This is a genomic window from Ancylobacter amanitiformis (assembly GCF_030814815.1).
In the GTDB taxonomy this organism is placed as follows: Bacteria; Pseudomonadota; Alphaproteobacteria; order Rhizobiales; family Xanthobacteraceae; genus Ancylobacter; species Ancylobacter amanitiformis.
The window spans coordinates 154,714-170,729 of sequence record NZ_JAUSVR010000002.1 but is presented as its reverse complement, the minus strand read 5'-3'; the positions used below and the strand labels follow the sequence as shown (position 1 = coordinate 170,729).

The following is a 16,016-nucleotide window of genomic DNA, read 5'->3' as shown; positions in this document are numbered from 1 at the left end:
GCCTACAGCCCCATGCGCTGGCGGCGGGCGGCGACGAAGCGGCCGATCATGCGGTCGGCGAGGATGCCGAGAAAGGCGATGGCGAGGCCGGCGGACAGGCCCTTGCCGGGATCGGCCTGCGAGATCGCCACCTGGATCTGCTTGCCGAGATCGTTGGTGCCGACAAAGGACGACACGACCAGCATGGACAGCGCCATCATGATCACCTGGTTCACGCCCAGCATGATTTCCGGCAGCGCATAGGGCAGCTCGACCTTGGTCAGCCGTTGCATGCCGGTGCAGCCGGCCATGGTGCCGGCCTCCTGCAGGCTCGGCGGCACGCGCCTCAGGCCATGGTCGGTGAAGCGGATGGCCGGCACCATGGCATAGAGCACGATCGCCACCAGCGCCGAGACATCGCCGATGCGGAACAGCATCACCACCGGCAGCAGATAGACGAAAGAGGGCAGCGTCTGCAGCGTGTCGCACATCGCGCCGAGAAAGCCGTGCATGCGCTCCGAGCGACTGCCGAGCAGCCCGAGCGGCAGCCCGATCAGCATGGCGATGATGACCGCGATCGAGCACAGGTAGATCGTCGTCATGCCGCGTTCCCACAGCCCGGCGACGGGGATGAAGGCGATGAGCGCCATCATGCCCAGCGCGAAGCGCGCGCCGCCCAGCGCATAGGCGCCACCGCCCACCACCGCCAGCAGCCCGACCCAGGGAAAGCCGATGAGGAAGGTCTTCACCGGCACCAGCAGGTAGAGCAGCAGGAAGGTGCGGATGGCATCGGTGGTGGCGAACATGTTGATGTTCACCCACGACACCACGTCCGACCACATGCTGCCGGTGGAGACGCGGTATTCGTTCGGCAGCTTCTCCAGCGCCGGAACGAGGAAGGACAGCGCGGTGAAGCCCAGCAGCACGACGAGACCGAGCCAGAACAGCTGCCGGCGGCGCTGCGCGGCGGGCCCGTGCACCGGGCGCATTTCCACCAGCGCGCGGCTCATGCGGTCGAGCACGATGGCCAGCGCCACCACGGCAAGCCCGGCCTCCAGCCCCTTGCCGAGGCCATTGGCCTGACGCAGCGCGTTGAGCACGTCGAAGCCGAGGCCGCCGGCGCCGATCATGGCGGCGATGATGATCATGTTGAGGGTCAGCATGATCACCTGGTTGACGCCGACCAAGAGGTCGTCGCGGGCGGAGGGCACCAGCACCTTCCACAGCGCCTGGCGCGGCTCGCAGCCGGTCATGCGCGCGAGTTCCTCCAGTTCCGGCGGCACCCGCTTCAGTGCCATCATGGTGACGCGCACCATGGGCGGCATGGCGTAGAGAATGGTGGCCAGCATGCCCGACACCGGCCCCACGCCGACCAGGAACACCAGCGGCACCAGATAGGCGAAGGTCGGCACGGTCTGCATGAAATCGAGCGCCGCCACCACCGCGCCCTCGATGCGCGGCACGCGATAGGCGAGGATGCCGACGAGGATGCCGCCGATCACCCCGCTCAGCACCGCGACGATGACCTGCGACAGCGTCACCATCGCGCTGTCCCACTGCCCGAAGACAAGGATATAGGCGAAGCCGACGAAGCCCAGCAGCGCGAGGCGCGCGCCGCCCAGCAGATAGCTCCAGATCGTCACCGCCGCGATCAGCCCGGCCCAGGACAGGCGAGGAATGTGGAAGGCGCCGTCCTCGTCGCCAAGGGTGATGCCGGTCGAGAGCAGCGCCTTCGGCACATCCAGCGCATGGCCGAACAGGCCGGAGATGAAGCGCGTCATGTCCTTGAAGGTGAAGAGGCCGAAGGTGGCGTCGCGCGCCAGCCAGTAGAGGAACGCCTTCAGCCAGTCGCTGATCGGCACGATCCATGTGGCGGGATAGGACTTCGCCCAGCCGAACGTGCCCGGCGCCACATAGGGCACGAGAACGGCGAGCGCCACGATGGCCGCCACCATCCAGCCGACGGGAAAGCGGCGCGGGTGCGCCTCCCCGCGCGGCAGCGCCACCTCGCTCACGAAACGCCTCCAACCAGATTGGCGATGACGCTCGCGCGCTCCAGCTTGCCGATGATCACGCCATCCGCGTCCACCACCGCCGCGGGCAGGTCTGAGGTGAGCACCGCTTCCGCCACCTCGGCCACCAGCGCGCGCGCCGGCACCGCGGCGCCGAGCGTCTCGCCGGGCGTGACCGGCACGCTCACACCGCCGGCCGTGAGCACCTTGGCCCGCGCCACATGGCGGGTGAAGGCCGAGACATAATCGGAGGCCGGGTTGAGCACGAGTTCCTCGGCCGTGCCGACCTGGATGACCGCCCCGTCCTTCATGATGGCGATGCGGTCGCCGAGCCGGATCGCCTCGTCGAAATCATGGGTGATGAAGACGATGGTCTTGGAGAGCATGCGCTGCAGGCGCAGGAACTCGTTCTGCATCTCGTGGCGGATCAGCGGATCGAGCGCCGAGAACGGCTCGTCGAGAAACCACAGCGCCGGCTCCACCGCCAGCGAGCGGGCAATGCCGACCCGCTGCTGCTGGCCACCCGAGAGTTCGCGCGGATAGTAGCCGGCGCGCTCGGTGAGGCCGACAAGGTCGATCATCTTCAGCGCCCGCGCCTCGCGCTCCTCCTTCGGCAGGCCCTGCACCTCCAGCGGGAAGGCGACATTGCCGAGCACGGTGCGGTGCGGCAGCAGCGCGAAGTTCTGGAACACCATGCCCATCTTGTGCCGCCGCACCTGGATGAGTTCGGCCGGCGACATGCGCAGAAGGTTCTGGTGCTCGTAGAAGACCGAGCCGCCGGTCGGTTCCACCAGGCGCGACAGGCAGCGCACCAGCGTGGATTTGCCCGAGCCGGACAGGCCCATGATGATGAAGATCTCGCCCTGGCGGATTTCCAGCGAGGCATCGCGCACCGCCGCGAACAGGCCGGCGGCGCGCACCTCGGCATGCGAGGGCATCGGGTTCTCGCGCAGGAAGCCCTCGGCATTGGCGCCATAGATCTTCCACAGGTTGCGGCAGATCAGCGCCGCCGGCGCGTCCGTGGCGGCCCGCACCTTGGCGGAGGAAGACGCGGTGTCTGGCGCGAGAGAGACCATGGCCATGGAGAGGGCCCTTCATCGATCGGTCGGGTGGGCGACAAGGCAATCAGGCAGGCAAACCCGGCGCCGCGGCAAAGGGCAGCGGCGCCGGGCGAGCGATCAGTATTCGCCCTTGTGCTTGGTCACATAGGCGGCGACGACCTCATCCAGCGGCTTGCCGTCGACATCGACCTCCTTGACCATGAGGTTCAGCTCGGGTCCATCGACCTTGAGCTTCTTCATCACCTCATAGGCGCCGGGCCACTTTTTCTTGGTCTCGGCCGAGGTGTACTTGAAGATCTCACCATGCGGCTTGCCGCAATCATAGGCCTTGTCGGGATTGATGCCCCATTTCGGATCGGTGTAGCAGGCCGCCTCATATTCCGGGAACTGCACCCACTCACCCTCGAACACCGAGGGTACCCAGTGCGGCGAGTAAACCCACAGCAGGATCGGCGCCTTGCGCTCATAGGCCGATTTCAGCTCGGCGAACATCGCCGCCTCGGTGCCGGCATCGACCGCGACGAAGGGCAGGCCCAGCGCCTCGATACGCTCGGGATCATGCCCGCCCCAGGTGGCCTCCATGCCGAGATAGCGGCCCTTGGGCGCGGTCTCGGGCGCGGAGAACGCCTCGCCGCACTTCAGCAGCGCCTTCCAGTCCGGCAGGCCGGGGCACTTCTCCTTCATGTAGAGCGGATACCACCATTCCTCCTTCGCCGAGGGCCCGAGGGGGCCGAGATTCTCGGTCTTGCCGGTGGCGTCGGAGGCCTTCATGGCGTCGCCCGCCGTGGTGGCCCACAGTTCCGACATGAAGGTGATGTCGCCATTTTCCATGGCGGTGAGGCCGGTCAGGTAGTCGATGGTGACGTAGTCGACCTTGTAGCCCTTCGCTTTCAGCAACTCGCCGGTGATGTGCGAGGTGATGTGCTGGCCGGTCCAGTCATGCAGGGCGATGATGATGGTGTCCTTGGATTCATCGGCCCGGGCCGGGGTGGGAGCAAGGGCGGGCAGTCCGCCGAGCACCCCGCACACCGCGAGTGTCTTCAGGAGGCTTTGAACGCGCATCGTATCTTTTCCCTTGGATGGTTCTCTGGAGGCAATGCGTCGCGAAGAGTGTCCCCGCAGGAACATCACTTTCTTGGTAGGCAAATGTCAGGCCACAAGATCGGCGCGCCAAGGACGTTTCCGCGCGGAAGGATATGCCGCCGCGGCACTCATTCCTTGGGGTAGACGATGATCGACAGGTAGGTCGCCGGCACGGATATCAGTTCCTCCGGCCCATGCTGGGCGGAGGCGTCGAAGAACAGGGTGTCGCCGGGCTCCATCTGGTAGATCCGGTCGCCGTGGCGATAGCCGACGCAGCCACCGAGCATGTAGATCAACTCGACGCCGGCATGGCGGAACGCGGAATAGGGCGCGGCCTCGTCGGTCAGGGTGATGAGGAACGGCTCGATCATCACGCCCGCGCCGAGCGAATGGCCGAGCAGTTCGTAGATGTGCCCCGCCTTGGTGCCGCGCCGCTCGATGAGGGCGCCCTGCCCCGCCTTGACGAAGGAGCAGTCGCGCCGGTCGTCATAGCCGGCAAACAGCGAAGCGATCGGCACGTTCAGCGCGCTGGCCAGCGCGGTGAGCGTGGCCAGCGAGGAGGAGATCTGCCCGTTCTCGATCTTCGAGATCATGCCCGGGGAAATCCGCGCCGTTGCCGCGAGTTCGGCGCTGGTGATGTCCAGCGTCTTGCGGTGCTGGCGGATCTGCGCGCCGATCGCCTGCTCGACCGTCAGGCTGGCGGCGCGCGGCGCGTTGGAGCCGGTGGGAAGGCCCTCCTCGCCCGCGGCCGGCAAGGCTTCGGCAAGGGACTTGGCGGGCGCCCTGCCGTTCACCGCCGGCGCACCGTCTGCCCTCGTCTCGCTCGCCGCCGCGGCGGGCGGCGGCTCGGTCGGTCGGGTCAGGGTGCGAAGCGGCATGCGCATGCCGGCCTCAGCGTCCGAGAGGAAGGGCTGTGGGCGGCAGGGTGTCCTGGCGGGGCGCCGTGCCCACCGGCAGATCGGCGCCGTCGTCGAACGGCGCGAGATAGGCCACCGCCATCTCGCGAAAGCGCGTCGTGCCCTTGTAGTCGGCAATCTCCGGGTGCAGGTCGCGCAGCACGCGGTGCAGCCGCTTGCCCCACAGTTCCACGCGGGCAAGGTCCTCGATGCTGCAGAGATAGCAGCGTATGCCGAAAAGAATGGCGTTGGAACGCGGCAGACGGAACAGCGACTGCAGTTCGACGCGCAGATGCAGCTTCTGCCCGATATTCTCGGCCGTCAGCGTGGTGCGATCCGGACCCCATTGCGGGTAATTCTCGGGGCTGGTGTCGAGCCGGGGATTGACCGTCATGGTCCAGTTCAGCCGACGCACCGGCGCGCCATATTGCAGGCGCAGCAGGAACTTGAGGGCGCGGTCGAACACGCCCTTCTGGTGGGCGAGCGGCACCGGGCCGTGCCACTGGTGGAAGCTCATGCCGACATCGAAATCGAGCGACCAGTCGGCCTGCGTCGTCACCATGCCGGCATCGATGAACAGGTTGTCGTCGCGCTGGTCCTGCAGGGTGAAGTCGCCCTGCGCCTGCCGGGTGATGTACTCGAAGGGCGGCAACGGCAGGGTTGAGGCATCGCCGAAGGTGAAGCTGTCGCGAATGCCGAGCGGGCGGTTCTCCCAGGTCCAGCTGATGCCCTCGCGGGTGAGGGTGAAATGCGCGGGATAGGACGTCGCCAGGCTCTCCATGATGAGTTCCAGCGTGTCCCATTGCGCCGCCATCATGTGCGGCAGCACCTTGCAGCGGCTGGGGTCCTGCTCCAGCACCCGCGCCCGCTCGCGGCACTCGGCGACATAATGCTCGTCGACATCGAACGGGTTGTCGAAGGCCGGCGTCGCCCCGCCCGGCACATGCGGCTCGATGTTCACCGAGTACATGTAGGCGTCTTCCGGGAAGGGGAACGGAAAGCGCAGCACCGCGGCGTCGGAGTTGGCATAGCGGAACTCGTCGCGGAACGTCTCGTCCGGCTTGAACTGGATGGTCACGGCAGGCTCCGTCCGGTCAGAGGTCGAGGACGAGGCGCGCGGTACGGGACCGCGACACACAGGTCATGATGAGGCGGTTCGAGGCACGTTCCTCGCCATCGAGGAAATGATCGCGATGCTCGGGAATGCCTTCCGCCACCTCGATGAGGCACTGGCCGCAGGCACCGCCCCGGCACAGGCACGGCGCCTCGACGCCGGCGGCCTCGATGGCGGCGAGCAGGCTTGTATCGGCGCCCACCGCCACTTCCAGCCCCGAGCGCCGCAGCACCGCGATGAAGGGCTCGCCACCCTCCGCCGCGCCGCCGAAGGATTCCGAATGCAGGCGCGCGCGCGGCCAGCCGAGCGCGGCGGCGCGCTCCATCACGGTATCCATCAGGAGCGCGGGCCCGCAGGTGTAGAAATGCGTGCCGAGCGGCTGGCGCAGCAGCGCCTCGTCCAGCACGCCGAGATCAACGTCGCAATGGAGGTGAACCCTCGCCGCCGGATAGCGTGCGAGCAGCCCTTCGAACACGCCGCGCTCGTCCGGGCGGCAGAAATGGTGCAGTTCCCACGGCGTGCCGGCGGCTTCGAAGGCCGCGATATAGGCGAGAAACGGCGTCAGGCCGATGCCGCCCGACACCATGAGATGACGGCGCGCCGTGCGCACCACCGGGAAGAGATTGGCCGGCAGCCCGGCCTCGATCACATCGCCGTCCTCCACCTCCTCATGCAGGAAGGCCGATCCCCCCTTCGAGCCCGCGACACGGCGGACGATGATGGCGAGGTGGCTGCGGTCCGCCGGGTTGGAGATCAGCGAATAGGCGTTCTTCAGCATCCGACCGGGCACGGGCAGATTCAGCCGCAGATGCGCGCCGGGCCCCGAGGGCGGCACCAGCCCGCCATCGGCGGGAATGAGCGTGAAGGCCTTGAGCGTGGGCGACAGCGGAATGGCGGCGGCAACGCGCAGCGGCATGGTGCGGGGGCGCGCGGTCATGGAAACACCTCCTCCACCGGGGGCAGTTCGCCCGGCGCCTCGGCATCGGCCTGCACACCCATGAAGGCCGCATGCATGCGCGAGAAATGATCGCGCACCACCAGATGCGCGCCGCAACCCTCGCACACGGCAATGCTGGTGGTGACGCCGGAGGTGACGGTCTTGCAATGGACGCAGAACACCTTGCGACGCAGCGAGCCGGCATGCGCGGTGAAGCACTCGGAAGGCTCCAGCCCCGCCTCGCGGGCCATCCGCGCCACATCCCAGATGAAGCCCTCCTCGCCGATCGCGTAGAGGCGGAGCCCGACGGTCTCCTGCGCCAGACGGTGGGACAGCCGGTCGAGCAGATGGGAGGCGGCACGGAAGGCGCGCCATTCCACCGGCGCCGCATTGCCGGGCGCGGCTTCCGCCTGCGGCTGGGCATCGACCGCGCTGGTCGCGGCGACGATCCAGTAGCCGAGCGGCGCGTCGGCACCGTCCGTGCCGTCGATCACCTCGCCCAGCGGACGGGGGGCGTCGCTCAGCACGAGATGGCGCCGGCCGGCGCCGTCAAGGCTCAGGCGCTCATAGACGGGCCGGCTCTTTATGTCCGAAATGAGCATGCGTGCGGTCTCTGGAGGCCGTTCCATCGAGTGTCCAGCCGGACGGCTGCCTGGGAAAGCAGACCCCTCGCCGACACTCAAATGTTTCTCTTCGATAAAATGAAGTGTCCAGCAGGAAACTTTGGCCGTCAAGAACTTCGAATGCCCATTGTTTGAGCGTGCTGCCAAAGACAAGGGCGAGCTGGGTGTCAAATTCTTTGCAGGAAACTAACTTGACAAACAAGAAATATCGGCGAGGCTTTGCGTAAAGCCGGACGGACGGGTTTCCCCTTGAGGGTGGCCGCGATCAGGCACCTTGCAGCCGGCCTATCAGGACCTAAGGGAACACGCACATGAGCATCCGCGTCGCCATTATCGGTGCCGGCCCCTCGGGCATGGCCATGCTTCGAGCCTTCCAATCCGCGCACCAGAAGGGGGCCGAGGTTCCCGAATTCGTCTGCTTCGAGAAGCAGTCCGACTGGGGCGGCATCTGGAACTATACATGGCGCACCGGCCTCGACCAGTATGGCGAGCCGGTCCATGGCTCCATGTACCGCTATCTCTGGTCCAACGGCCCGAAAGAGTGCCTCGAATTCTCCGACTACACGTTCGAGGAGCATTTCGGCCAGCCGATCCCGTCCTATCCGCCCCGCGCCGTGCTGCACGACTATATCATGGGCCGCGTCGAGAAGGCGGGGCTGCGCGCGCATGTGCGCTTCAACTCGCCGGTGCGCTGGGTCGACTATTCCGAGGAGACCGGCAAATTCACCCTGACGGTGAAGGACAACGTCAAGGACGCGCTCTATTCGGAGGTTTTCGACTATGTCGTGGTCGCCTCCGGGCATTTCTCGACGCCGAACGTGCCGCATTTCCCCGGCATCGAGATGTTCCCCGGCCGCGTGATGCACGCCCATGACTTCCGCGCGGCGGACGAGTTCGTCGGCAAGGACCTGCTCATCGTCGGCTCGTCCTATTCGGCCGAGGATATCGCCAGCCAGTGCTACAAGTACGGCGCCAAGTCGATCACCTTCAGCTACCGCACCCGCCGCTCCAACTTCAAATGGCCGAGCTGCTTCACCGAGAAGCCCTTGCTGGAAAAGCTGGACGGGCGCGTCGCCCATTTCATCGACGGCTCGACGGCCGAGGTGGACGCGGTGATCCTGTGCACCGGCTATCTCCACCACTACCCGTTCCTGCCCGACGACATGCGCCTCAAGAGCGCCAACCGCATGAACCCGCCCGATCTCTACAAGGGCGTGGTCTGGGAGAACAACCACAAGCTGTTCTATCTCGGCATGCAGGACCAGTATTACACGTTCAACATGTTCGACGCGCAGGCCTGGTACGTGCGCGACATCATTCTCGGCCGCATCGCCCTGCCCGCCGATGAGACAATCGCCGCCGACATCGCCCGCTGGCTGGAAAAGGAAGGCACGATCGAGACCGCCTTCGACGCGATCGACTTCCAGACCGACTACATGAAGGAGCTGATCCCGGCCACCGACTATCCCATGTTCGACCTCGACGCCGTCGCCGCGCTGTTCAAGGTGTGGGAACACGACAAGGAGCGTGACATCATGGGCTATCGCGACAATTCCTACACCTCGATCATGACCGGCAACATGGCGCCGCCGCACCACACCAAATGGCTGGAGGCGCTGGACGATTCCTTCGAGGCCTTCATCAATCCTGCGGCCGTCGCGGCCGAGTAGGACGCTGCAGCGGCGGGAGAGACATGATGAACATCCAGTCCGGGGCCAGCCTCGCCAGCCAGGGCGCGCGGCGGCTCAATCCCGCGCGGCTGCGGCACGTGGCGCCGGGCGGAGCGTATGTCGCCTTCGGCCTGATGCCCGGCGACCGGGTGCATATTCTCGACCCGGAGGGCGGCCAGCCCGGCCTCCTGTTCATTGCCGGGCCGAGCGGCAGCCTCGACGAGTTTCTGGGCCGCCCGGCCGGGCAGGTTCCCCTCGCGGGCGAGACCCTGCCCGAGGTGGCGCGCGCGCTTCTCGGGCCGGACGCCGCCGGCACCGCGCTGTTCGACGCCGCGCAGCCGCCCGGCGCGCAGGTCAGCTTCACCGCGCCGGCGCCTCTCGCCTGTCTGCTCATCGCGCCCGGCGGGCCGATGGAGCCGGGCAACCAGGATGCCCCGACCGATCTCATCGTCGAAATCGAGCCGGCCGCCCCTTCCACCGGCACCGTGCCGCCCCCGCTCGCCGAACCAAAGCTCGATCTGCGCATTCGCGCGGCCTCGGCCAGCGCCTATGAGGTGAAGGCCGGCGACTATATCCAGATCATCGATGTCGATGGCCAGCAGTGCTCGGACTTCCTCGCCTTCGATGCCGCCAAGCTCCACGCCGGCCGCGAAAAAGGCCTCGACCCCACCACCACCCGCACGCTGATGGGCTCGGCCAGCCCCGGCCCCGGCCTGCACTCGAAATATTTCGACGAGGACCAGACCGCACTGGTCGAGGTGATCCGCGACACGGTCGGCCGGCACGACACCTTCATGCTGGCCTGCAACGCCAAATATTACGACGACATGGGCTATCCCGGCCACGACAACTGCACGGACAATTTCAACCGTGCGCTGGCGCCCTATGGCATCGCGCCGAAAATGGGCTGGCCGGCGGTGAACTTCTTCTACAACACCTTCGTCTCGCCGGGCGACCGCATCGGCATGGACGAGCCGTGGTCGCGGCCGGGCGACTATGTGCTGCTGCGCGCGCTCACCGATCTCGTCTGCGCCTCTTCCTCCTGCGCCGACGACATCGATGCGTCGAACGCCTGGCACCCCACCGACATACATCTGCGCGTCTATGACGGCGCCAATGATTTCTCCAGAGGGATCGCCCACCGCATGACGCCCGACTCCGCCCCGCGGCTGACGCGCGAGACCGCCTTCCATGCGCGCACCTCCGCGCTCACGCGCACGCTTGTCGACTATCGCGGCTTCTGGCTGCCGGAAAGCTTCTCCTCCGCCGGGCCGATCGCCGAATACTGGGCCTGCCGCGAGCGTGCGGTGGTGATGGACCTCTCGGCGCTGCGCAAGTTCGAGATTCTCGGACCCGACGCGGAAAAGCTGGTGCAGCTTGCCGTCACCCGCGACATCCGCAAGCTCGCTGTCGGCCAAGTCGTCTATACCGCCCTCACTTATGATCATGGCGGCATGCTGGACGATGGCACGGTGTTCCGGCTCGCCGAAAACAATTTCCGCCTGGTCTGCGGCGATGATTATTGCGGCGTGTGGCTCCGCGAACTGGCGGCCAAGTACGGGCTGCATGCTTTCGTGAAGTCCTCGACCGACCAGTTGCACAATCTCGCGCTGCAGGGGCCGAAATCGCGCGACATATTGCGCGAAATCCTGGTGACGCCGGCGCACCAGCCGAGCGCGGACGCGCTGAAATGGTTCCGCTTCACCATCGGCAAGGTGGGCGACATTCCCGTCATGGTGTCGCGCACCGGCTATACCGGTGAACTCGGCTATGAGATCTGGTGCCATCCCAGCCGTGGCGTCGAGCTGTGGGACGCGATCCTCGGAGCCGGCACGCCGCACGGACTGGAACCGCTCGGCCTGCTCGCTCTCGACATGCTTCGGATCGAGGCGGGACTGGCCTTTGCCGGCTATGAATTCTGCGACCAGACCGACCCGTTCGAGGCCGGCATCGGCTTCACCGTTCCGGAATCGAAATCGGACGACTTTGTCGGCAAGCCGGCCCTCGACCGCCGGCGTGCCCACCCGGCCAAAAAGCTGGTCGGCCTCGCAATGGAGGAGAACGAACCGGTGCATCACGGCGACCCGGTCTATAATGGGCGCGCGCAGATCGGCATCGTCACCAGCGCCACCCGCTCACCAATTCTGGGTCACATCATCGCGCTGGCGCGGCTGGATGTGAGCGCGGCGGAGCCTAGCGCGCGCGTCGAGATCGGCAAGCTGGACGGGCACCAGAAGCGCCTCGCGGCCACCATCGTCGCTTTCCCGCATTACGACCCGACCAAGAGTCGCGTGCGCGCCTGAACCGTGACGGCAGAAGATGAAAAGGCCGGAGCGAGGGCGCTCCGGCCTTTTTCATATTGGTTGCAGCGGCGTCATCCCGGCCGAAGCGCAGCGCAGAGCCGGGATCGATCCCCGTTCTGCCGACGATCCCGGATCGGCCGCTGGCCGTCCGGGATGACGAAAGGGAAACCTCAGCCCCGCTCGTCGAGCGGATGGGTGCGCAGGCGCAGCGGATCGTAGAACGGGGTCTTGACCAGCCGGCCGGTGAACGTGCCCTGCGGGCCCACCACCTCGAATTCCGTACCGAACGCCCCGAACTCGGGCAGAACATGCACCAGCGCGATGGAGCGCATCAGGTGCCGGCTATAGATGGACGAGTTCAGCGAGCCGACGTCCTTGCCGTCCTTGAACAGCCTGGCGCCCGGCTCGATCTGCTCGTGATGGTCGATCTCCATGCCGCGCTGCACGACGCGCGCCTCGCCCTTGCGGCGGATGAGGGCCTCCCTGCCGCGGAAGGACGGCTTGTCGAGATCCACCGTCCAGTCCGCGCCGACTTCCCAGGGGGTCTCGTCGCCCTTGGGCATGTCATAGGGAAAGAACAGCAGCGCCCCCTCCACGCGGACGATGTCGAGGCTCTGCCAGGACACCGGCATGGCGCCATAGGGCGCGCCGGCCTCCAGGATGGAATCCCAGAGGAACACGGTATCGGCCGCCGCGCTGAACACTTCATAGCCGCGCTCGGCCGAATAGCCGCCGCGCGCCAGCGTTACCGCGCGGCCGAACAGGGTCGCCGGAGCATGTTCGAAATATTTCAGCGTCGTCAGGTCGATCGAGGCATGCGGCTTGAGAATGTCCAGCGCCCGCGGGCCCTGCAAGGACAAGACATGGGTGTCCCCGTCATTGGCGACCGACACGTCGCGCCCGGCGCTGAACTGCGCCAGCACCTCCTCCAGCTTGCCGGAGCCGTGCGAGAGCCGGAAATCATCGGCGCCGTTGCAATAGACCAGCACGTCGTCGATCAGCGAGCCGTTATCGTCGACGATATTGCTGATGGCCGACTGGCCCGGCTTCATCCCGGCGATATCCGAGGTCAGCACCTCGTTGAGCAGAGCGACGGCGTCCTTGCCCTTGACGTTCGCCAGATTGAGCGACGACACATCGATCAGCCCCGCGCGCGAGCGAATGGTGGCGACCTCGTCATAGGGATCGGTCGAATAGAATTGCGGCAGCGGCATGCCGTTCCAGGACGATTCGAACTTGGTCCCGAGCTGGATATGCCGCTCGTTTAGAATAGAATTGCGAGGGAATGCGGCGGTCATATCTGATGAAACCTTCGCTCGACGAAGTCCGGGGTGCGGAATACGAAACTGAACAGGAAATGCCGGGCGACTTCCAGGCAAGGACATGCCCCGCCAGCGCCCTCAACGCCGGGAATGTTTGCATCGGGACGGAGGTGTGTCAACAAAATTTCTTGCAAAGAAAACGCCTTTCTCCTGCATGAAGAAAGGCGAGACGCCGGGCACATTCCAGCGAGCTTGCGCCTGGAGCATTTTCGAGCGAAGTGGATTCCGGTTCGCGTGAAGAAAATACGTCAGAACAATAACCTAGAGCTTTTTCGGTGAACCGGAATTCACCGGAAAAGCTCTAGTGAAGCCCGGTAAAGCGTCCTCCGGCGATGCGGCGCAGCACGGCAATCAGCAGCATCGGAATCAGCGTGGTCAGCACTATGGCGATGAAGCTCATGGTCATGCCGAGCCCCACCGAGCCCTGTTCGAACTGCCGCCAGATGAAGCCGGCAATGGTCATCATGCCCACCGGCGCCACCAGGAGCGAGGCGACCAGCTCGCGCGAGGCGACCGCGAAGACCAGCAGCATGGAGGTGATCAGGCTCGGCAGCACCAGCGGCAGCATGATCCGGCGAAACACCGTGAAGGGCCGCGCCCCGGCCACCCGCGCGGCGGCCTCCAGGTTGTCGCCGATCTGCTGGAAGGCGGCGCTGGCATAGCGCACCGGCTGCGGCAGCAGGATGCAGCAATAGGCGATGAGCAGGATCAGCGGCGTGTTGTAGGGCGTGAACGGCAGCCAGGGCTGGTTCCACGCGAGGATCATGCCCACCGCCACGACCACGCCCGGCAGCGCGCTGGGCAGCATGGCCAGCATGTCGAGCGCGAGACGCCCGCGCCCCCGCCCCTTGACCACGGCATAGGCGGTGATGGCGCCCAGCGCCCCGGCCAGCAGCGCCGTCGCGATGCCCAGCGACAGCGAATTGACCAGCGCCTGCAGCGCCCCGCCGCTATTGGCGAGGACTTCGACGAAATTCTGCAGCCCCATATTGGACGGCTTCAGCCCGCCGGAAATGGTCTTCGACAGCGCCGTGGCGAGAATGGCGAGGATGGGCAGGCCGGTGGCGAGAAAGGCGACCAGCGCGAAGGCGAGCGACACCGGCAGCGCCAGCGCCCCCAGCGCGCGCTTCTCCCGTGCCTGCGGCTTGCCGGAGACCGTATCGTAATTGCGCCCGGCGAGGATGCGGCGCTGGATGAGAAAGGCGACCAGCGACAGCCCGACCAGCAGCAGCGAGAGGATCGCCGCGCCGGGCAGATCGATCGGCCAGTCGGAAATGCGGTTCTCGATACCCGTCACCAGCACCTGGAAGCCGAAGCGGCTGCCGAGCGCGGCGGGCGTGCCGTATTCCTCGATCGCCAGCGCGAAGACCAGCAGCAGGCTCGCCGCCAGGCCCGGCGTGGCGAGCGGCAGGGTGATGCGGAAGAAGGCGCGCACCGGGCGGGCGCCGAAGACGCGCCCGACATCGCCATAACGCGTGCCGACCGCCTCGATGGTGCGCGACAGCGCGAAATAGACCACCGGAAACAGGTTCAGGCTCATGATCAGAACCATGCCCGGCACGGAGAATAGCAGCGGGCCGAGATTGACCCCCGTGAGTTGCTGGAGATAGCCGCGCGGCTGCATCGACATGATCCAGCCGAGCGTTGCGATATAGGGCGGGATCATGAAGGGGACGAGGAACAGCACGTCCCATACCAGCGCGAAGGGCACGCGGAACAGCGCCCGCGCCACCGCCAGCGGCACGCCGATGAGGGTGCAGCCCAGCATGACCCCGAGCCCGAGGGTCAGCGTGTTGCCGGTGAGGTGCAGCAGCTTCGGATCGGCCAGCGTGCGGCCGAGATGAGCGAGGGGCGCGGCGAACGAACCGCGCCCCAGATCCGGAAAGATCGCCTGCAGAACGATGAAGACGAAGGGCACCAGAACAATGACGCTCAGGCTGATGCCCGCGACCCAGCCCAGAAGCCCATGGCCGCCCGTCTTCACATCCCTCCGCATGTCCCAGGCACTCATTCTATCTGGCTATCGGGCGGGAACCGCCGCCCTCACTTGGCCAACAGCTTGGCGAACTCGGCCAGCGTCGTGTCGCGCGTGCCGTAGACCGCGGCCGCGTCGACGGGCAGGATCTTCAGGTCGGAGATCAGCGGGCGATTGGCCTTCACGTCGCTGCGCGCGGGCATGAGATAGGTCGCCGCCACCGCCTTCTGGCCCTCATCCGACAGCACGTAGTCGATGAATGCCTTGGAGGCGTCCGGCTGCTTCGACCATTTCAGGATCATCATCGGGCGCGGCGCGATGACCGTGCCGGAGGCCGGGAAGATCACGTCGATCGATTCGCCCTTGGCCTTGGCGGCGAGCGAGATGTAGTCGACCGCGCCGAACACCGCCGCCTTGGCGCCCTGCATGACCGGGTTCAGCGCCTCGGCATTGGCGCCCGCGACGATGGCGCCGTTGGCGGCGAGATCCTTGAACAGGCCCCAGCCATTGCGGGCCTGCAGCGCCGCCACCAGCTCGAACGAGGCGCCGGACTGCGCCGGATCGGGAAGGGTCACGAGATCCTTGTAGGCCGGCTTGGCAAGGTCCGCCCACTCGGTCGGCCGGGGGGTGCCGGAGGCCGGGTTCCAGGCGATGCCGAGCGCGGAAATGCCCTGCGCCACGGCGGTGTCGTTCTTCAGGAAGTCCGGCACCATGGCGGCGTTCGGGCTGGCATAGGCAATGAGCCAGCCGCGCTTGGCGAAGTCGGTCGCCGTATCCCACGAGGCCGAGATCAGCACGTCCACGACAGGATTGGCGGCTTCCGATTCGATGCGGGCCATGATCTTGCCGGTAGTGGCCTGGAACACGTTGACCTTGACGCCGGTCTTGTCCGTGTAGCCCTTGGCCAGCTTGTCGATCAGCCCGCCGGGACCGGCGGAATAGACGGTGATGTCGGCCATCGCCGTGCTGGCCATGAGCGAGGCACCGAGGGCAAGGGCAAGGCCCATGACGGCCGTGAATGCGCGCATTGTCGTCTCCTTC

Annotated in this window: 12 protein-coding genes; 2 read left to right on the top strand and 10 right to left on the bottom strand. The window is 66.4% G+C overall.

Going from position 1 to position 16,016, the window contains the following annotated elements; translation table 11 throughout:
* Nucleotides 1–2: 2 nt before the first annotated feature.
* The 7 genes from QOZ99_RS03830 to QOZ99_RS03800 form a co-directional block, all read right to left on the bottom strand.
* Nucleotides 3–1,994 (bottom strand): ABC transporter permease, encoded by a 1,992-nt coding sequence (locus tag QOZ99_RS03830; protein ID WP_306888603.1) that lies wholly within the window; start codon nucleotides 1,992–1,994, stop codon nucleotides 3–5.
* Nucleotides 1,991–3,073 (bottom strand): quaternary amine ABC transporter ATP-binding protein, encoded by a 1,083-nt coding sequence (locus QOZ99_RS03825; protein ID WP_370876788.1) that lies wholly within the window; start codon nucleotides 3,071–3,073, stop codon nucleotides 1,991–1,993. The genes QOZ99_RS03830 and QOZ99_RS03825 overlap by 4 nt, the downstream gene beginning before the upstream one ends.
* Before the next feature lie 96 nt (nucleotides 3,074–3,169).
* Entirely contained in the window at nucleotides 3,170–4,114 is a 945-nt protein-coding gene (locus QOZ99_RS03820) for an ABC transporter substrate-binding protein (protein ID WP_306888601.1), read from the bottom strand.
* A 149-nt stretch (nucleotides 4,115–4,263) separates the two neighbouring features.
* Nucleotides 4,264–5,019 (bottom strand): helix-turn-helix domain-containing protein, encoded by a 756-nt coding sequence (locus QOZ99_RS03815; RefSeq protein ID WP_306888599.1) that lies wholly within the window; start codon nucleotides 5,017–5,019, stop codon nucleotides 4,264–4,266.
* A gap of 7 nt (nucleotides 5,020–5,026) precedes the next feature.
* Complete coding sequence (locus QOZ99_RS03810) at nucleotides 5,027–6,109, bottom strand: heme-dependent oxidative N-demethylase family protein (RefSeq protein ID WP_306888598.1); 1,083 nt, start codon at nucleotides 6,107–6,109, stop codon at nucleotides 5,027–5,029.
* Nucleotides 6,110–6,125: 16 nt separating this feature from the next.
* Nucleotides 6,126–7,082 (bottom strand): PDR/VanB family oxidoreductase, encoded by a 957-nt coding sequence (locus QOZ99_RS03805; protein ID WP_306888597.1) that lies wholly within the window; start codon nucleotides 7,080–7,082, stop codon nucleotides 6,126–6,128.
* Complete coding sequence (locus tag QOZ99_RS03800) at nucleotides 7,079–7,684, bottom strand: dimethylamine monooxygenase subunit DmmA family protein (protein ID WP_306888596.1); 606 nt, start codon at nucleotides 7,682–7,684, stop codon at nucleotides 7,079–7,081. The genes QOZ99_RS03805 and QOZ99_RS03800 overlap by 4 nt, the downstream gene beginning before the upstream one ends.
* A gap of 332 nt (nucleotides 7,685–8,016) precedes the next feature.
* Here QOZ99_RS03800 and QOZ99_RS03795 point away from each other — a divergent pair, with 332 nt between their 5' ends.
* Entirely contained in the window at nucleotides 8,017–9,375 is a 1,359-nt protein-coding gene (locus QOZ99_RS03795) for a trimethylamine monooxygenase (protein WP_306888595.1), read from the top strand.
* 26 nt (nucleotides 9,376–9,401) lie between these two features.
* A complete protein-coding gene (locus QOZ99_RS03790; RefSeq protein ID WP_306888594.1) occupies nucleotides 9,402–11,678 on the top strand; it encodes a trimethylamine N-oxide demethylase in 2,277 nt (758 codons plus the stop codon).
* A 170-nt stretch (nucleotides 11,679–11,848) separates the two neighbouring features.
* On the opposite strand, the gene QOZ99_RS03785 is transcribed toward QOZ99_RS03790, so the two are convergent.
* The 3 genes from QOZ99_RS03785 to QOZ99_RS03775 form a co-directional block, all read right to left on the bottom strand.
* Nucleotides 11,849–12,976, bottom strand: a complete 1,128-nt coding sequence (locus tag QOZ99_RS03785) for an aminomethyl transferase family protein (protein WP_306888593.1) — start codon at nucleotides 12,974–12,976, stop codon at nucleotides 11,849–11,851.
* Nucleotides 12,977–13,301: 325 nt separating this feature from the next.
* The gene (locus tag QOZ99_RS03780) at nucleotides 13,302–14,996 is read right to left on the bottom strand and encodes an ABC transporter permease (RefSeq protein ID WP_306888592.1); all 1,695 of its coding nucleotides are present in this window, start codon (nucleotides 14,994–14,996) and stop codon (nucleotides 13,302–13,304) included.
* 47 nt (nucleotides 14,997–15,043) lie between these two features.
* Nucleotides 15,044–16,003 carry an ABC transporter substrate-binding protein gene (locus QOZ99_RS03775; RefSeq protein ID WP_306888591.1) on the bottom strand — a complete coding sequence of 320 codons (960 nt, stop codon included), beginning with the start codon at nucleotides 16,001–16,003 and terminating at the stop codon, nucleotides 15,044–15,046.
* Nucleotides 16,004–16,016 lie beyond the last annotated feature (13 nt).